Annotated in this window: 17 protein-coding genes; 8 read left to right on the top strand and 9 right to left on the bottom strand. The window is 28.8% G+C overall.

Features of this window, described 5'->3' with window-relative positions; genetic code table 11:
- Positions 1-85: 85 nt before the first annotated feature.
- From M2325_RS05860 to cfbB, 5 genes are all read right to left on the bottom strand, one after another.
- Positions 86-391, bottom strand: coding sequence for an energy-coupling factor ABC transporter substrate-binding protein (locus M2325_RS05860; RefSeq protein ID WP_209591181.1), 306 nt, complete (start codon positions 389-391; stop codon positions 86-88).
- Positions 384-1,052 carry an energy-coupling factor ABC transporter permease gene (locus M2325_RS05855; RefSeq protein WP_209591180.1) on the bottom strand — a complete coding sequence of 223 codons (669 nt, stop codon included), beginning with the start codon at positions 1,050-1,052 and terminating at the stop codon, positions 384-386. Before M2325_RS05855 ends, M2325_RS05860 begins: the two co-directional genes overlap by 8 nt.
- A 400-nt stretch (positions 1,053-1,452) precedes the next feature.
- Positions 1,453-2,736 carry a homoaconitase large subunit gene (gene hacA / locus M2325_RS05850; protein ID WP_209591179.1) on the bottom strand — a complete coding sequence of 428 codons (1,284 nt, stop codon included), beginning with the start codon at positions 2,734-2,736 and terminating at the stop codon, positions 1,453-1,455.
- 307 nt (positions 2,737-3,043) lie between these two features.
- Positions 3,044-3,922: a diadenylate cyclase gene (locus M2325_RS05845; protein WP_209591178.1), complete on the bottom strand. Its 879-nt coding sequence runs from the start codon at positions 3,920-3,922 to the stop codon at positions 3,044-3,046.
- Between the two features lie 276 nt (positions 3,923-4,198).
- Positions 4,199-5,629, bottom strand: coding sequence for a Ni-sirohydrochlorin a,c-diamide synthase (gene cfbB / locus M2325_RS05840; protein ID WP_259052063.1), 1,431 nt, complete (start codon positions 5,627-5,629; stop codon positions 4,199-4,201).
- Between the two features lie 336 nt (positions 5,630-5,965).
- Between cfbB and M2325_RS05835 the strand changes: the two genes are divergently transcribed.
- Both M2325_RS05835 and M2325_RS05830 read left to right on the top strand, forming a co-directional pair.
- Positions 5,966-6,874, top strand: a complete 909-nt coding sequence (locus M2325_RS05835; RefSeq protein ID WP_259052055.1) for a hypothetical protein — start codon at positions 5,966-5,968, stop codon at positions 6,872-6,874.
- A 125-nt stretch (positions 6,875-6,999) separates the two neighbouring features.
- Positions 7,000-7,869: a TatD family hydrolase gene (locus tag M2325_RS05830; RefSeq protein ID WP_209591175.1), complete on the top strand. Its 870-nt coding sequence runs from the start codon at positions 7,000-7,002 to the stop codon at positions 7,867-7,869.
- 74 nt (positions 7,870-7,943) lie between these two features.
- Here the strand turns inward: M2325_RS05830 and rnp3 are convergent, their stop codons facing one another.
- On the bottom strand, positions 7,944-8,771 hold the full coding sequence (gene rnp3, locus M2325_RS05825) for a ribonuclease P protein component 3 (RefSeq protein WP_209591174.1): 828 nt from the start codon (positions 8,769-8,771) through the stop codon (positions 7,944-7,946).
- A gap of 170 nt (positions 8,772-8,941) precedes the next feature.
- Positions 8,942-9,232 carry a DUF211 domain-containing protein gene (locus tag M2325_RS05820; RefSeq protein WP_259052334.1) on the bottom strand — a complete coding sequence of 97 codons (291 nt, stop codon included), beginning with the start codon at positions 9,230-9,232 and terminating at the stop codon, positions 8,942-8,944.
- Between the two features lie 419 nt (positions 9,233-9,651).
- Here M2325_RS05820 and cfbD point away from each other — a divergent pair, with 419 nt between their 5' ends.
- The 4 genes from cfbD (at position 9,652) to M2325_RS05800 (ending at position 13,470) form a co-directional block, all read left to right on the top strand.
- Complete coding sequence (gene cfbD, locus M2325_RS05815; RefSeq protein ID WP_259052053.1) at positions 9,652-10,869, top strand: Ni-sirohydrochlorin a,c-diamide reductive cyclase catalytic subunit; 1,218 nt, start codon at positions 9,652-9,654, stop codon at positions 10,867-10,869.
- A gap of 169 nt (positions 10,870-11,038) precedes the next feature.
- Positions 11,039-11,983, top strand: a complete 945-nt coding sequence (locus M2325_RS05810) for a replication factor C small subunit (protein WP_259052051.1) — start codon at positions 11,039-11,041, stop codon at positions 11,981-11,983.
- 121 nt (positions 11,984-12,104) lie between these two features.
- On the top strand, positions 12,105-12,554 hold the full coding sequence (locus tag M2325_RS05805) for a hypothetical protein (protein ID WP_209591171.1): 450 nt from the start codon (positions 12,105-12,107) through the stop codon (positions 12,552-12,554).
- Between the two features lie 277 nt (positions 12,555-12,831).
- A complete protein-coding gene (locus M2325_RS05800; protein WP_209631854.1) occupies positions 12,832-13,470 on the top strand; it encodes a cobalt-precorrin-8 methylmutase in 639 nt (212 codons plus the stop codon).
- Between the two features lie 152 nt (positions 13,471-13,622).
- Here the strand turns inward: M2325_RS05800 and M2325_RS05795 are convergent, their stop codons facing one another.
- Entirely contained in the window at positions 13,623-15,512 is a 1,890-nt protein-coding gene (locus tag M2325_RS05795; RefSeq protein WP_209591169.1) for a threonine--tRNA ligase, read from the bottom strand.
- 270 nt (positions 15,513-15,782) lie between these two features.
- Here M2325_RS05795 and M2325_RS05790 point away from each other — a divergent pair, with 270 nt between their 5' ends.
- Both M2325_RS05790 and hisA read left to right on the top strand, forming a co-directional pair.
- Entirely contained in the window at positions 15,783-17,501 is a 1,719-nt protein-coding gene (locus M2325_RS05790) for a bifunctional N(6)-L-threonylcarbamoyladenine synthase/serine/threonine protein kinase (RefSeq protein ID WP_259052038.1), read from the top strand.
- A 184-nt stretch (positions 17,502-17,685) separates the two neighbouring features.
- Complete coding sequence (hisA, locus tag M2325_RS05785) at positions 17,686-18,414, top strand: 1-(5-phosphoribosyl)-5-[(5-phosphoribosylamino)methylideneamino]imidazole-4-carboxamide isomerase (RefSeq protein ID WP_209591167.1); 729 nt, start codon at positions 17,686-17,688, stop codon at positions 18,412-18,414.
- Positions 18,415-18,517: 103 nt separating this feature from the next.
- Here the strand turns inward: hisA and M2325_RS05780 are convergent, their stop codons facing one another.
- Positions 18,518-19,480 (bottom strand): CBS domain-containing protein, encoded by a 963-nt coding sequence (locus M2325_RS05780; RefSeq protein ID WP_209591166.1) that lies wholly within the window; start codon positions 19,478-19,480, stop codon positions 18,518-18,520.
- Positions 19,481-19,605 lie beyond the last annotated feature (125 nt).

Genomic DNA, 19,605 nt, shown 5'->3' with positions numbered 1-19,605 from the left:
AAAAATAATATGTTAAATCAAAAAAAATAAAATATAAATGGTATTTGTCTACCATTCGTACATTACTTAAAAATACTGGTCAGACCTATTCATTTTCAGACTTTTCAGTTTTTTTAAGTCCTTTAAAGTATCCAATATAGTATCCAATTATTATGGCACCCAAAGCAGCCTGTAAAGCAAATAATAAACTTTCTATTTCCCCACTAGGTGGTTCCCAAAATGAGCTGAACCATGGTTCATATTCTGGATTTATTACTGTAATATGTTCTTCAGCAGCTCCATCGGCACCGCCAAAGAAACCTTCGTCTTCTCCAAGACCGTTAAACATAATTAAAGGTGCTACAATAATTGCAATAAGTGCTAAAATCATAAAGAGATGCTTATTACTCATTGTTACCACCTTTTTTAATGTTCATCACTTTTTCAAATAATTCAGGTCTTAATTTGGATAAATAATCCCACAATAAACCTGTAATAAGACCTTCTGCTATTGCTAAAGGTATCTGTGTTATTGCGAATATGGTTCCAAAATCTGTGAATGATGACATAAAGCTTGGATTAGGGAATGCCAAAGCCAATTGTACGGATGTAGTTAAGTATGTAGCCCAATCCGCAAATATTGCAGTGAGTACAACAACCCATGTTATATTTAATTTGCCTCTAAGGGCTTTAAATACTAAATATCCAACAAATGGTCCCATAATACCCATTGAGAATATGTTTGCACCTAATGTGGAGAGACCTCCGTGTGCAAGTACTAACGCTTGGAATAACAATACAATGGTTGCTAAAACTGATGTAATCGCAGGGCCAAATAATATGACGCCTAAGCCGTTACCTGTGGGGTGTGAACAGCTACCTGATACTGATGGCAATTTTAAAGAACTTAATACAAACATGAAAGCAGCAGATATCGCTAATAATGGTTTAGCTTCTGGATTATTTTTAAGAACTTTATTTAAATTCATTATACCGTATCCTACAACAATAGCAGATATAATATACCACACTATTGCCCATTCTACAGGTAAATAACCTTCCATAATGTGCAAAATTTCACCTCATTAATTTATATGCTTATTATCTAAAAATAAGAGATTAATAGTTAGTTGATTAATTTAAATTATTGGTATTTTTGGTATTTTTGTGTTTTAATGTTATTTTGAATTTAGGTTAGTTTAGTACGTATAGTCTATTCTATTCAATTTTATTCAAATCTATATAATTCTATTTAATTTTACAATATTTAACTTATCTTTAATACATTACTAGTATATAAATATTTTTAGTTAAATTTAATTAGAATACTATTAAAGTTAATTTTAATAATTAAATAGGTTGTTAAAAAAAACTAGATTATAGCATAGTACTCTAAGATTTAAATTTAAAATATACCATAAGTAAAATAAAATAATAAAGATAAAATAAAAATAAAGAGTTTGGTATTTACAATTAATATTTTTCATGTTCATTAGTAATATAACCTTTAATAGCGCTCATAGCAGCTACTGCAGGGGAAGAAAGGTAGACATCTGAATTTAAATTACCCATTCTACCCTTAAAGTTTCTATTTGTGGTAGATAACGCAACTTCGCCATCTCCTAAAACTCCTTGGTGCGCACCTAAACAAGGTCCACATCCTGGTGTACATATCATTGCACCAGCATCTACGAAAGTATTTATTAGTCCTTCGGCTATTGCTTGATTAAATATGGCTTTGGAAGCAGGTATTACTATCAATCTAACATTTCTATGAACTTCATTATTTTTTAAGTACTTTGCAGCAACTCTAAGGTCATTTATTTTACCGTTGGTGCAAGAACCTATAAATACCTGGTTTATTTCAAGACCTTTAATATTTGAAACATCTGTGACGTTATCGGGGTGATGTGGGCAAGCTACTTGCTCTTCCATGTCTGTTATATCAAATTCTAAAACACCATGATATGCGTCATTTTGAATTTTTTCGTCGTAATAATCTGACGTTAACCTTTCTTTTTTTAATTCTGCTATTTTTGAACTATTAACTCCTGCAAGAGCTAAATATTCATAAGTAGTATCATCAGCTTCAATTAAACCAGTTTTACCACCCATTTCTATGGCCATATTACTTAAAGTCATTCTGTCGTCCATATCTAAATTTTTAACCGCATTTCCCCCATATTCAAGAGCCATATATGTTGCTCCACTCCTACCTATTTCTTTACACGTTTTTAAAATGATATCTTTTCCATATATACGTTCATTAACCCCTGAAACTTCCACACGTATGGTTTCAGGAACTTTCAACCATGTTTTACCCATTGCATAGATATAACCCATATCTGTTGCACCAAAACCTGTAGCAAATGCCCCAAATGCCCCATGGGTACAAGTATGGCTATCACCACCTGCTATAACAGTATTTGGTAATACGTGACCCTTTTCAGGTAATAATTGATGACAAATCCCTTCTCCACCTTTGTAATAGTTTTTAATACCTTGTTCATTTACAAAGTTTCGAGTTAATACTTGCATATTTGCAGCTTTTGAGGTATTCGCAGGTATGTTATGGTCGAATACGATAACAACTTTTTCAGGATTCCAGACCTTATCTGCAATTTTTTCAAAGGTTTTAACGGTTAAGGGCGTAGTTCCGTCATGAGTCATCGCAATATCTACGTCAACTTCAACAGTTTCACCCGCAACAACTTCTCTACCCATTTTTTTAGATATTATTTTTTCCGCAAGTGTCATAATTTCACCATACTTAATTAAACTAAATTTTAAATTTTAAATCATAGATAACATTATTATTAAGATTATCAAAATTAAATCTTCTTTAAATGATTAGATAATCTTTACAATGTTTATTATTTCATATTTGTTATATATTTATCGATTGATAATAAAATAGCATGCAGTTTAAAATGATTTAATCTTAGAATTAAAGTCGGATTAACTCAAAAAGATAATTCTCGATAAATCAATATAACTATCTAAAAAATTGTAAAATAATTAATAAAATAATTAATAAAATAATTAATAAAATAATAAATAATTATTAAGAGTTAGGCTTAAATTCAGCTAATATTTCTCCATTATCAAATACACGTACTATTCCACCACTAGCCGACAACGTGATTGCAACACAATCTATATATTTGGTTATAGTCGCAGCAGAATAATGCCTAGCACCTAAACCATGGGGTAAATTAATTTTAGCGCCACCACAATTTATATAACGTCCGCCTCCGAATACATTTCCAATATAATCTATTAAAAAAGCTCCATCAATGGTGGATAGTTCTTTTAACGTACCTTTGACTTTTTTATCAAATATTATTGCATCATGACATTCAAACGGATTTAGTATCAATGGAGTAGTCATTTTTAATAATTCAGTTTTTTCACCGATTAAAAATGTGGTACCGACTGGTTTACCTTCTCTACCCTCAACAGAAAGTTCGATACCAATATTTAAGGCTTCTAATATAACTTTTCTTTTTATATCGTCTAATGAGCTGATATAATTATAAAATCTTACAAAATCTGGATAATCATCTACCTCTAATACTGAAATATTATTACTTATGGATACCTTAGAGGTTCCAAAAATTGATACGATTAATTCTCCAATATTTAGAAATCCATTCTCTAACAACACAATCATAGCCTGATTAACTGTTGAGACTCTGCTATTTTTACCATAATTCATTAATATTGGGATTATGGGTTCATTTTTAAGTTTAAAATATGTGTCACTATTTGGAGTAGCCACTATAACTTTTAAACCTGTTTTTACCAATTTGGGGTTTTCTAGTATAATTTTTTTATATTGTTCGTACGAAGAACCAGATTCAGTGAATATTAACACAGTATCTGCATTTAAATCGTTAGATAGTTCCAAACCATGTCTTATAACATATTTAATTTTATCCATCAAAAAACACCAATTAATAGTTAATATTATTTGGGAGTTGCAATTTAACACTATAATCAATATTTAACTATTTACTAACCTATTTAAGAATTTAATTAATTTAATTAATTTAATTATATTTGTAATCTATATCTTATTTTTAATAAATTTGTCAATATATTGCATGAATTATATATTTAGTCTAATATAACCTTTATATTTGCATATATATGTATTTTTTGATATAAATTAATAAATAAGTTAATTTGTAATATCTAAAATAAAAAAATAGGATTATTAAATGTAATTAACTAGCGAACTAGCAAAATATGGATTTCCAACGCAATGCTGATGAGCATAGCCCCCTAAAACTGTTTTATCATCATTTAAAAGCCCGTCAAGATTATTAGCTATGCCAACTCCACGATTAATTTTATATGCAAATTTTGAATTTTCACCAATATTTACTAATTTGGAATAGTGGAATTCATGAGCTCTGAATTTAAACCCTGATTTACCAATGGGACAATTTTCAGTAAATTCTCCTTTAACATAACTTAATCCTTGCACGTTTTTGGTAGTTACCGCTTCACAATCCAATAATCCAAGTGATTCATAGCCGTCTACATACCTTGAAGCGTACATCAAACCACCGCATTCTGCATAAATCTTGGATTCTTTGTTTTCAACACGTTGCCGAATTGAATTGAGCATTTTTTTGTTATGACTCAATTCTTTTGCAAATATTTCTGGGTAACCGCCTCCAATATATATCATATCTGAATCAGGTACTTCTTCATCATGCAATGGACTAAAGAATTTTATCTTAGCTCCATTATCTTCTAAAGCATCTATATTATCCCAGTAATAGAAGTTAAAGGCTTCATCATGAGCAATAGCTACCTTACAATTATTTTTGTTTACATCCCATAATCCATTTTCTAAATTACAACACTCGTTAGTCCCTATCTTTTCTATATTTTCTATATTTTCTAAATTTTTTATATTTTTTATATTTTCCACATTCAAATTGGTATCAAAATCAGCATCGCTCAACTCTTTTAAAAGGTCTAAATCTAAGCTATTTTCAATAGTTTCAGCCCAACGCTCTATTTGAGAAGTCATTTCGTTTTTCTTTTCAGGGGTTGGTACCAATCCCAAATGCCGCTGTGAAACGGTTAGTTCTTCACTTCTAGGGATTGCACCAATTATTTTTATATCTTTATCGTAGTATTCTACCGCATCTTTTAATTTTGAGTAGTGTTTTTCGCCCCTTACTTTATTAAATATGACGCCCTGAATGTCTACATCACTATCAAAGCTTTTGAAACCTTTAATTATTGCAGCAGCGCTTCTAGTAAGGCTTCTTGCATCCATTAATAAAATCACTGGACTTTTTAGACTTTTAGCAACTGACGCTGTACTTCCAATATCGTTATAAGGGGATAATCCTTCATAAAGTCCCCTGACGCCCTCAATTACACTTATATCAGCTTTCTTTGAGTTTTTAGCAAATAATTTTTTAATCTGAAAATCGTTCATAAAAAAGCTATCTAGATTTCTCGAGTGGTTTTCTGTAGCCGTAGTGTGATATGTAGGGTCTATATAATCAGGACCTATCTTATAGGGTTGTACATTTAATTTCTTACTAAGTGCTGCCATAATTCCTGTTGATACTGTAGTTTTACCCACCATCGAAGAAGTGCCTGCAATAACTAATCGTTTCATATTTTTCACGCAATTATAGTGGTTATTATGAATAATATTAAATTTGTCAATTATCTCCATATTATTTTCATACTTTTATATCTTGTATTACTATTATAAAAAATTATAATACTAAATATTCATATATCTAAATTATATATTATTGGAGTGTATAAACGTCATGGGTATTAATATGTTTAAGTAGTAATTAATATTTAACGTTTAAAATAGTAAATTAATAAAGCATTATATTAGTAAACCCGTAATTAAATAATAATTAAATAATAGCTAAATAATATTTATATGATATTTAAAATATGATATTATAATTTAAAAAGACACAAATAAGGGGAAATATTGTTAAAAAACACTTATAATTACGTAATTAATCGATATATAAAATTTTTGGAATTATCATTCTCAAAAAAGTTTTTTGTGACTTATATTTTATGTATTGCGGGATATCTTTCAATAACATTATTGGGTATGTATATAAATTCGTTGTATTCTTTAAAAAACGCAGATTTTATTGCTACTAAAAAATTTGAAATAGTATCTAGTGCAGTGGTAGCTCATACTGGTCCTGAAGTGTCCTATATATCATTAGCTCTTACATATATCGTTAATAATTTTATAGCGTGTTTTACAATATCTTCTGCAATAATTGCAGTTGCGTTATTATATAGGCACGATATTAAAAAAGAAAATGATACTAATATATCCTATTTAAATGCTTTATTTATATTTTACCTAATAACAATTATAAATCCGTTCACTGGACTTTCAGGTGCTAAATTAAGATATTTAGATTTAATAGCTGTTATACCACATGGTATTTTTGAATTTGGAGCTGTAGCTTTGTCCATATCTTTGGGAATACATTATGCTTTAAAGATATTACCTTTATCTTACACATTAAACTTAAATTCCAAAAAAGAAAATTTTTCAAATGAATCATTGGATAATAATACTAATAATACTAATAACGAAAATAATAGGGATAATAACAATAAAAGTACAAATATATCAGGTATCAAAAATCTTCCAAAGTTAAAATTAAGAGATTATATAAATTATATTATATTATTGGGAACTATATTAACTCTCGTAAGTATTGCAGGTTTGTTGGAGCCATTAGATTGGGCTTTAAGAAATTATTCAATAGCTAATAATATAAATATGATAGATTTATTCATAGAATCTTATAAAAATCTAATATATTATGTAATACCAGGTTTAATTGGTGATTTATTGTCAAAATTTTAATAACACTTTCCATATAATATAAATACCTTAATAAACAACATATTGAATAATATATTAAATAATACTAATACTAATAATACTAATAATACTAATAATAATTTTTATTTTTTTAAGGTGATTGTATTATGTTAATTGATAGTCATATTCATTCTGACACTCGCTCATTTGAAGATTTAGAAGCTTTATCGAAATTTTTAGATGGCGTAATTACTCATGCACATGACCCTATGCCAGTTTACTCATTCGAAGTCTCCAGGGCTCATTTTGACAAATTATTAATGTTCGAACCAAAGAGATTTGAAAAGGTAGGTTTAAAATACTATGTCTGTATTGGCATTCATCCAAGGGCTATACCTCAAAAGATAGATGACATTGATTATCAAATAATCAAAGAATATTTAAAAAATGAGAAAGTTGTAGGCTTAGGCGAAGTAGGGCTAGAATTAGCTACTGAAACCGAAATAATAATCTTAAAAAAGCAAATGGATTTAGCAGAGAGTTTAAAAAAGCCTATAGTACTTCATACACCAAGAACCAATAAAAGAGAGATTACCAAAGAATTATTAGAAGTAATCGATGAGAGCGATTTAACAACCAATATCATCATAGAACATGTAGATTATGAAAATATTGATTTAATACTGGATTACATTGTAAAAACAAACGATTTAAAAATTTCTGAAAATCCCGATTATAAAAATAATATTCATATGGGTTTCACAGTACAACCTCAAAAATTAACGCCTGAATCAGCAATGGATTTAATCAAATACGTTTATGAGCGAGAGGATTTAAAAGCGCTTAGGGAGTCAAATAATTTAAAAATAATGATAAACAGTGATATTTCAAGTGCCCCTTCTGATATATACAGTCTTTTAAAGATGAAAGTTGTTTTGGAAAAAAATTCGGGGTATTTAAAATCTGTAAATTATAGTGCAAATGATTTAATAAATAAAATGTTAGGGGAAAATGCAAAAGAAGTATTTAATTTATAATCAATATGTAATTATAAACATAACATAATAACTATAAATTATAATTTGTATTATTTTACACATTTATATGTAGTTTATATTTCTTTTTCAATATTTTCAGCTTTTTTTTCAACTTTTTCAAATTCTAAACCATACATTAGTACATTATTTTCTTTTAATTTGGTTCTATAACTTATAATATTGTTCATTTGACCCATGCTAAGTTTAGCATATTCTAAATTAGAAATGGTTGTTAAAAAACTTCTTAAATTTTCTGGAGATTTTATTTGGTACATATTTTTAGCGCCAGTTGATATAATAACCGGAGTGTTATATTTTTTAGCAAGTTTGATATTTCTTTGGTATGAATTTAATAGTCTTGCTATTTCATAGCCTTTTTTTACTAAAATATCCGAAAAATTTAAATTTAAGCCTACTCTATGCACGCTACCTAATCTAGCGGTTATATGGTCTATTCCAGAGTCTAAACGTCTAAATGCTGGGGATGTTAATATATCTACGTCATCTTTTTCAAGTGCAAACCTATTAATATCTAAATCTCCACCTTTTACCATTAATACATCACATTTGCCCCTATATTTTTTTATGCCTTTTTCTAAATCTTTAACGCCTGAAGCATACAATAAAATTCCTGAATAAACATTTAAACCTGCAGTATTACCTAATTCTTTACACTCTAAATATTTTTCTTTGCTATAATCCGTTTTTTCTACTTCAATTTTATCTGATTTTCCAGCCGTATTTTTTTCTACTTTTTTTGATAAGTGTACATTTTGAGTAAAAACAAAGCCTTTCCATCCGATTTTTTTTAAATATTCAATTCCTTCGGATGTATTGATGTAGTTTATATCAATATATTCTTTTTCGTCCTTTTTGAATTCGTTTTTAGTATTTTTAGTCATATTTGTCCTTTTTGAATTTTTAACCTGTAAAACGTTATTGGTACTTTAATTTAAATGTTAAGCACTATAAAATTAATATACTAAGTCATGATTACTTTAAACTATCGTATAATATCACAATAATCTTTATTTTAAATTTTAAAAATAATAATAAAATTAATATAAATTATTTATCTATCTTGGGGAGTTTTAACTTCGTCTACAATTTTAGTACCTGCAGCTACCTCGTCGATACTATGTATAACACCGTTCATTGTTTCAATTACATCTTTAATAACGTCGTAATCTAAATCGTAGCCTTCTATAGTAATTTTAACACTTTCCGTGGATTTATCGATTTCATATACTGTGATATTTACACCATCGATACCCTCCAAAGCACAAATTTCAAGTGCTAAATCTGTTAATTTGGGTTCGTGTGTTTTTAATACGTCAAGAACTACTCTTCTAAGTTTTGTCACGCTTTTCTTCCTCCAAAGCACGTTTTCATAGTTTATTTTAGTTTTATTTTAGTTTTATTTTTATATTATCTATGTATTTTAAGCCACGCTTTTAAATGCTGTAACTAAAGTTAATCCAAATTTAAATGTCTAACTAATAATATTGACTCTATAAATTTTAATATATCTTATAATATATAAAATATATTATATATCCCAAATCATCTTATGAATTAATGATAAAATACTGAAAAAATCCTATAAAAATTATAAAATATTGTATCTGATTGATAAAATATTAATAGTGCATAACTGATATTATTACTAATAATAAATTTAATAATATTCTATATTATAATCGAATTATGATTAATTATATTAATCTTATAATCGTACTATATCATAAAAAATATAGCATTTATAAAAATACGAGTGATAACGTGATATTACACCCTAGACCTTCTCCAATAGCCGCAACAATGTACCAACTAAGAGATATGGGCGTAGATGCCATAATTATGCACGGACCTAGTGGTTGCTGTTTTAGAACTGCAAGACTTTTGGAAATAGATGGCATAAGGGTATTTACAACGGCTATGAATGAAAATGACTTCATATTTGGCGCAACTGAAAAATTAAAGAACGTAATTGATGATGTAATATCCTATTTACGTGAAGAAGATTCAAAAGACCCTAAAAACCTTAAAAGCTCTAGATTATTAAAAATAGGAGTTGTAGGAACTTGTGCTAGTATGATAATCGGTGAAGATATAACTGGTTTAAATGAGGAATATGGAGACAATGAATTAATACTTGCCGTAGATATCCACAGTGGACTTACAGACAATACAATAGGCGCTATTAGAGCAATGGAAAGTGCTTTAGATGTAAATTTAATTTCTGAAGAAGAATTTAATAGGCAGGTTGAATTATTGAATAAAGCTACTGAAGTAGAAAAAGCCAAGGGAATGGCAAAGAAAAAATATTTAAAGCCAACTTACGACGATGATATCGATGAAGTAATAAAAATATTCAAGGAAAAAATAAGAAATTCAAATAGTTCCAATAGTTCAAGTGATTTAGATAACTTAAATAACGTTAAATCAAAGCCTGTAATAGCTTGTGTTTTAAATGCGAAGAAAGAAACATCGTACTTATTTTCACACCCTATCGTGGAAATAAACAAAGCTTTCAAAGATGATGCGGCCATAATAAACATTGCAAATTTAGACAATAGTGTAGGATTTGAAAAAGTAAAAAACGATGCAAAAAATGTATTATCAGAATTTAAGGAAAATGGGATAACCATAGATTATATAACGGGTGGATTAGATGAATATCCAATTACAGGTTCTAAAGCTTCCGAAATATTGAATAAGTTATCTAATTCAAATAATATTGATGAAATTCCAGATATTATATTTGTTTCAGGAGTACCGCACGCTTTAGACGATAAAGTACTTAGCCAGATTAAAGAAAAAAACCCTAATGCGGTTACAGTTGGCATAAGTGACGGTCCTAGACTTTATTATCCAATAAAAGACATGTTTGACTATGGTATTATTGAATTAGATGCTCACGCTAAAGTTTTAGGTAAGAAAAATATTGTAAAATCCCGCTTTGGAGAATTAATAAAATATACATTTTCTAAAGAATAAACGTAGAATAATAATAGAATAAAAGTAGATTACATTAATACTTTAAATTAATTTATAAATATATAAATAAACCTTAAAAGATATTAGATATTATTTAACATTCTATAACGATTATAATATTATCGTTAATTTATTTTAAAAATTAATCTTTTAGTAATCGAGGGAAAATATGCAAAAGCCATGGGTTGAAAAATACAGACCAAATACTTTAAGCGAAATTGTGGGTCAAAAAGAAATAATAGAAAGACTTAAAAATTATGTTGAAAAGCAATCAATGCCACATTTACTATTTAGTGGTTCACCGGGTGTTGGAAAAACCACTGCAGCGTTATGCTTAGCAAAGGACCTTTATGGCGAAGAGTGGAGAGAAAACTTTTTGGAATTAAACAGCTCTGATGAGAGAGGTATTGACGTAATAAGGACAAAAGTAAAGGATTTCGCAAGAACAAAACCAATCGGAGATGCACCATTTAAAGTCATATTCCTTGACGAGAGTGACGCTTTAACATCTGATGCTCAAAATGCTTTAAGACGTACAATGGAAAAATACTCCGATATATGTAGGTTTATTTTAAGTTGCAACTATCCAAGTAAGATTATTCCTCCAATTCAATCAAGATGTGCAATATTTAGATTTTCGCCATTAAAAACAGAAGATGTTTTAGAATACATGGAATACATCTCAAAAAGTGAAAATATAACCTTGGATAAAAGTGGTAGTGACGCAATAATTTACGTATCAGAAGGCGATATGAGAAAATCAATAAATGTTTTGCAGACTGCAGCGGCTGTTTCCAATGAAATTGATGAAGATATAGTTTACAAAGTATCTTCAAGGGCTAGACCTGACGAAATTAAGAAAATGTTAGATTTAGCATTAAACGCAAGATTTATGGAATCAAGGGAACAACTTTATAAACTAATGGTCGATTGGGGAATGGGTGGACAAGATATCCTTACTCAAATCTTTAGGGAAGTTCCATATTTGGATATCGAAGAGCATGAAAAAATATCTTTAATTGAAGCTATAGCAGAATGCGACTTTAGGATTGTAGAAGGCGGAAACGATAGAATTCAGTTATCAGCGTTATTGGCTAAATTAGGGGCATTATAAGTTAATTTTACATTATGGTATAAATTAATTTCAAATAAATATATATCGTAGTAAGTCATAGTTTTGATTAACTTTAATGATGTAATATTTAGACAATCTAACAATAAATGATGTGAAAAAAATGGATGCAAAAAATAGCGAAAATAAAGAAAATAACGAATTTAACAACCCCGAATTTGATATTATTGAAGTAAAAATCCCTGCAGGCTTGCCTCAATCAGTAATTGGCAGATTACTATCAAACTACGAAGTTCAACACGAAGTTAAAAAAGATGAGATAACGCAACAAGAATACCCTGTATTATTTGGTTTTAAGAAAAATGTTGAAGAAGCTATGGCCAATGTGGTATTGTACACTGAAATGAGATTTGCATTAAGAGATATTGCAAGATTATCAAAATTCCACAAAATACCTGTTAAACTATATTCAAAAGATGAAAATGTTCAACATATATTAAGCGTAGCAATACAAGACTGTTTAAAAGCCGATATTGAAATAATTAATACTGAATTAGACCAGGAATCTGAAATTATAAAAGTTTTAGATAACGAAATATATGTGTATATTTAATCTAATTCAAAAAAAAATGAATTTTTACTTTTTTCATCATATTTTTTTGTTTTTATTTTCAAAGATATTATTAAATATCAACTTAAAATTACTTAAAATTAATTTCCATATCTATTTATAATATTGTATTTTATAGTACTATAATAAATTAAATAATAATATAATTAAACATAACTTTAATAAATAATACGAAAATATATTACAATCATTATATAAACTTGAAATTTAAATTATAAAACTTTATAAAATTTAAAAACTTTAGACAGCTGGTGAAATAATGTTTATGGGAGCCATTACCAAAAATGGATTAGATATTGCCGAAAAATCAAGAGAAATAGTAAAATCAAAGATAAAAGATGTTTTAGGAACAAAATACGAGGATTACACTGAAGAACAAATGGGTATAATTGAAAGAGTTGTTCACGCAACTGCTGACCCCGAATATGCAAAATTAATGGATTTTACAGATGACGCAGTAAAAAACGGTGTCGAAGCAATAAAGAATGGAAAACCTATAATCGTAGATATTTCAATGGTTGAAGCAGGAATTCGGTATGAAAATATCTATAACAATATAAAAAGTGAAGAAACAATCGAATTGGCAAAAAAAGAACAAATAACAAGAGCAGAAGCTGCAATGAGATTATTAAAAGACAAAATTGACGGTGGAGTTGTAGTAATCGGAAATGCACCAACAGCATTAATAGAAATTGTTAGATTGACAAAAGAAGAAAATATAAAACCTGCTCTAGTTGTGGGGGCACCGGTGGGCTTTGTAAAGGCTGCAGAATCTAAAGAATTATTAAGAAATTCCGAAAATAGCGCTATTTCAACAATAGGTCCAAAAGGAGGAACTCCAGTAGCTGTTTCCGTTGCAAATGGGATAATCGCATTAAGTAGGAACGAAAAAGCATAATTAACTTAACTATAGAATTATAACATAAAATAATATAATATAAATTATATCTTTTTTAATAAATTATTTATTTTAAATTTTAAACATCTCAAAAATGAAAAAAAAGTATTTTAGTATTTTATTAAATTATTTTTATTTTTATTTTTAAGTTCTTATCTAAATATTGGTTGTACTGAGCATTTGATAGGTAATGGCAATGGCCTAACCGGACAATCTTCAGTTTCTGATTTTATATTCGTTATTAACTCATCTAAGGTCATTACTTCTTTAACTGGTTTTTTGGTTGAAGATTTAGCTCTAACGGTTACATTTAAGTTACCTTTTTCCATTTCCTCGTCACCAATAACTACAACGTACATAGACCAGTCTTTACCCGCATTTCTGATTTTTTTACCGATACTTTCTTCTCTATCGTCGTAATCAGCCCTTATTCCATTAGCTCTTAATGTTTCAGCAACTGAAAGCGCATATTCTTGATGTTTATCGGAAACTGGTATAACTCTAACTTGAATAGGTGCTAACCAAGTAGGTAACATTGGAGGCACGTCTTCGAGAGTGTTTAAGTAAGCTCCTTCTAATAAACCACATAATACTCTCTCAACACTACCTGTAGGTGAACAGTGTAATATAATAGGGTTTATTTTTTTATCGCCATCATTTACAGTAATGTCAAATCTTTTTGCACTTTCTACATCGATTTGAACTGTAGGGTTTTCAATAGGTCTTCCAAAGCTATCTACAACAGCCATATCAACTTTACCAATCCAGTAGTGTTTTCTTGCAGGTAAAATTTCTAAAATTACATCTTTTTCGTATTTAGCTCTATATTCTGTGATTATGTTGTATAACCAATCTTTGTGTTCATCGTAGAAGTCTTTTGTAAATCTAAATATGATTGAGTAAGGTGTTTTTAAGTCATCACCAGTTTTTAAGCCCATCCAGAACTGTTCTTCAAATGCTTGTTTTGCTTGTTCCATGTCTATACAAACAGTGTGCATATCAGGCATTGTGAATGCTCTCAATCTTTTTAAACCTACTAATTCTCCTCTTTGTTCGTATCTGAAGCTGTAGGTTGATAATTCGTACAATTTTAAAGGTAAGTGCTTAGGTAATAAGTACATATCTTTTTTCATCATAAATTGACCAAAGCAAGCAGCAAATCTTAACATTAAGTCTTTATTGCTTTGTCTGAATCTATATTGTCTTTCTCCAAATTTATCAGCATGTTCTTTAATTGCTTTGTTTCCTAAATCATACATTACAGGAGTTTCAACAGGCATAGCTCCGTATTTAACAACTAAGTCGTAAACATAGTCTGATAATAAATCTCTGATTAATTTACCTTTTGGGTACCATCTAAAGTGACCTGCATCTGAACTTGGTTCATAATCACAAATTTCTTTTTCTTTGATGTATGTAACGTGAGGAGGTTCGCTTTCACTTTTCTTTTTGCTTTTTCTATCTTCTTTATTTTCTTTAATTCCTAATTCATGTTTTAATAATGCTTTTAAACCATCATCTTTAACTGTTTTAACACTTTTTTCATCCATTTCAATTAAATTAAAGTCTTTGTCTACAACATAGAAAGTGGTTTTTGATTTTTCCTTTTCTTCAGCATCTTCGGTTCTTTCAGCACTAATTTGTCTCGAAAGTTCACTTAATGGGTGACCTTTACAGCTAATTTTAAATGCCTTGTACCATCCAAATGGTGACCTTAAAACATTGTATTCAGGTGCTAAAATTTCTTCAACATCTTTTAAAATCTTTTTAGCAACATCAGGAGAGCCCAAATTACTTGAAAGGTGAGCATATGGGTATAATACAATATTTTCAACCTTTAAATTTTCAGCAGTTTTCTTTATTTCATCAACAACGTTTTTAACAACCGCTTCAGGGTCGGATTCATCGTCTCTTTCAACCGCTATAAAAACGGTTAAACATTCGTCCATTTTTCCGCTTAATTTTTCAGTTTCTTCAGCCATTTTAGTTTTTTGTTTAGCTTCATATTCTAAATAATCAGAGTGTATCATTAAAGTTTTCATTATGTCCCTCATTATGAATTTGAATTATAATTTTATTTTAATTTTTAATATTTTTAATATTTGATTAATAGATACTAATATTATTGATATATCATTGTTATATTTACTCGAAATATGATTTTTTCTATTCTGAGTTATGAAATTATAAATTGATATAATTCACATACTTATTTACTTACATATTATAAATATTTAATTTAAATAGTTAATTAACATATCAATATTATGATATTTTAGAATAATATTTTAGATGATACGAAGTTGAAAATTATGAATCGAAAAAGTAAAAAATTAATCTGTTTAGGCTTAGAGGGGACTGCTGAAAAAACAGGAGTGGGTATAGTCACCGAGGATGGAGAAGTACTGTACAATAATACAATAATCTACAAACCGCCATTACAAGGAATAAATCCTCGTGAAGCTGCAGACCATCACGCGGAAACCTTTATAAAACTTTTAAAAGACGCATTTAACAACGTGAATCCAAAAGATATTGATTTAGTGGCTTTTTCTCAAGGACCTGGTTTAGGTCCAAGTTTAAGAGTGACTGCAACGGCGGGGAGAGCTTTGGCTCTTTCACTAAATAAACCTATAATCGGCGTTAATCATTGTGTAGGTCACGTAGAGATAGGAAAATTAACAACACCTGCAAAAGACCCTTTAACATTATATGTAAGCGGTGGAAATACCCAAATTTTGGCTTACGTAGGTAATAAATATCGAGTAATTGGTGAAACTCACGATATAGCTATAGGAAACTGTTTAGACCAATTTGCAAGAAGTTGTGGATTACCACATCCTGGTGGCGTATATATCGAACAAATGGCAAAGAAATCAAAAGATAATTTGGAAAATCGTGGAAATTACTTAAAATTACCCTACACAATAAAAGGTATGGATTTATCTCTTTCTGGATTACTAACTGCGGCAATTAAGAAATCAAAAGATACCAGTGGGAATCATACTTTGGAAGATGTATGCTACTCTTTACAAGAAACGGCTTTCGCAATGTTAACAGAAATAACTGAGAGAGCTTTAGCACACACCAATAAGTCAGAAGTAATGTTAGTTGGAGGAGTTGCTGCAAACGACCGTTTAAAAGAAATGCTACAAAAAATGTGTAATGAGCAAAATGTTGACTTCTATGTGCCCGAAAAACAATACTGTGGCGATAATGGGGCTATGATAGGCTGGTTAGGTATTTTACAATATAAAAATGGAAAAAGAACTGATTTAGCAGATACAAAAATTATGCCAAATTACCGTGCAGATATGGTGGGTGTAAATTGGATTAATAATGAGGATAATATAAAAATAAATGAAGCTCAACGAGTAATACCCGAAAATTTAATTGGAAAGGGTGCTGAGGCAGATATTGAAATTATTGATTATTTAGGGAATAAATCTATTAAGAAGACTAGGATAGTAAAAGGTTACCGTGTAAATGAGTTGGATATACTTATAAGACAAAGAAGAACGGTAAAAGAAGCAAGATTTTTAAATAATGTAAAAAATTTAAGAATTTGCACCCCTACAGTTTATGATATAAATAAAGATGAAAATAGCATAATAATGGAATTTATCGACGGTGTATCTTTAAAAGATTATATATTAAATAATAAATGTCTAAATCCTGATTTAAAAAATTTATTAATTAGAGTCGGTGAATCAATTGCTAAAATGCACAACGAAAACATAATTCACAATGATTTAACTACCTCTAATTTTATGGTTAGTCAAGACAATGGGTTATGTAATGAATCAAATATTAAATTATATGTGTTAGATTTTGGATTAGCAAAATATACTGACGTTTTTGAGGATAGGGCGATTGACTTAATTGTTTTGAAAAAAGCACTAATAAGCACACATTACAAACAATTTGACGAAATTTGGAATAATATTCTGGAAGGCTACAAAATTTCTAAAGATTATGATAAAACTTTAAAAATGATTGATAAAGTTGAAAAAAAGGGTAGATATTTATAATTTTTAATTAAATACAATAATTATCTTACTAATGGATGTAATTAAAATTTATAAGAGTACGTCTGTATAAGCGAATAATAATAAAGTATAATTGTATAAAATGTATTTTGATATGTATAAAATTATAATAGAATTATAATAGAATTATAATAGAATTATGATAAAATTTTAGATGGTGAAACTGATGTATATTATACCTGCTGTGGATATGAAAGAAGGCAAATGCGTGCAGTTAATACAAGGAGACCCCACAAAGAGACATGTGGAGTATGACAACCCTGACGAAATAGCTAAAATGTGGATAGAAAATGGTGCAGAGATGTTGCACCTTGTAGATTTGGATGGTGCAATTGACGGAGAGCGTGTAAATTTACCCTGTGTTAAGAAAATAATTCAAGAGTCAAAAGTACCTGTTCAAATGGGTGGTGGCATAAGAACCATACAAGATGTGGAAGAATTAGTCGATTTGGGGATTAATAAAGTTATTATCGGTACTGTGGCAGTTCAAAATCCAGATTTTGTTGAACAACTTGCTAAAAAAGTAGGTAGTGACAAAATAATGGTTGCTTTAGATGCAAAAGATGGTAAAGTAGTTATAAAAGGATGGAAGGAAAAAACAGAGTACACACCAGTTCAAATGGGTAAAATTTTAGAAGAAAAAGGTGCTGGTAGTATTTTATTTACAAATGTAGACTCTGAAGGTCTTTTAAATGGTATAAATATCACACCTACAAAAGAACTCGTAGATAACTTAAATATACCGATTATAGCATCTGGCGGAGTAACTACAATCGAAGATTTAATTGAATTCAAAAAAATAGGTGTAGCTGGCGTTGTTGTAGGTTCTGCATTGTACAAAAACAATTTTAAACTACAGGACGCAATAAATACAGTAAATAACTTTAAAATTTAATAATTTATTTTATTGTAAAATATAAAATAAGATTTTGATATATGATATTTTAATATAAATAATATAATTACTATTTTCATTAGTAATTTTCGTTTATTTTTAATCACATGTCCACTCGAACGGTAATTGTACCAAAAGTCCTTTTACTGTCTTCAAATAATGCAAAGTCTGTAATAACTCTTTGTATTGCTGATTTTTCATTTACCATAGTTACGTGGTCAGTAATTACGATTTCTTCAAACTTTTCTTTTTCAATCGTTTTCATCATTTCTTTAATAACTTTAATACTCATAATATCCAACAATTTGGTGTCAATAGATATATGGGATAATTCCCCGTTATTATTTTTAACTAATTTAGCAAATGCGTCCCAATCTCTTGATTTTACTTCTACATAATCTTCTTTTTCAGAAATTATGTATCCTCTAGCGCTCATAAGTACTATTATATTATCCTTAAGTCTTTCAAGCTTTTTAACATCTGTATCGTAGAAATAAAGGTTTGTAATATGTTTACAATCTTTTATTTTGGTAGTTTTTTTACTATATATTTCATTGGTTTTTAAGATATCCGTTTTACTTATAATGCCCAATATATTGTTTTCTTCATCTAAAACTATTAATCTACCAACTTTACTTTTTATCATTAATTTTTGAGCAGCTAATGCAGATTCATCGCATCTTATGGTTACTAAATTCTTGGATTTAGTCATTATGTCTTTTATTTTTGTTTTACCAGGTACTGATTTCTTTTCAAGGTCATTGAATGTAACAATTCCAACAAGTTCTTTGTCAGAATCTACGACCGGATAGCCCAAATGTTTATGCTTCCGTATTACGCTATTCAAAAAATCTACAGAATCATTTTCATTAACTGTAACGACCCTAGAAGACATTATTTGACTTACACTAAGCTTATTTAATATTTTTAAGTCGTACAATTTTATTAAATCGCTTTCACTTTCCAATATAAATTTGTTTATATAAGTAAATAAATATTCTATTGAATCATGTTCCAAGCCTATGTTGTATACTCTTTCTATCGTAGATAATTTATTAAAATACATATAATATCACCAAAATTCATTAATATTCTAAAAATACCAAAATATTGTATTTATTAGCAATAAGGGCTAATAACAGAGTTATTGAAAATATTTCTATATATTATACTATATTTATTTATCTAATT

Origin of the sequence: Methanococcus voltae PS (genome assembly GCF_024807035.1) — an archaeon.
GTDB lineage: Archaea > AGJL01 > Methanococci > Methanococcales > Methanococcaceae > Methanococcus > Methanococcus voltae.
This window is presented reverse-complemented; position numbering and strand designations above follow the sequence as displayed.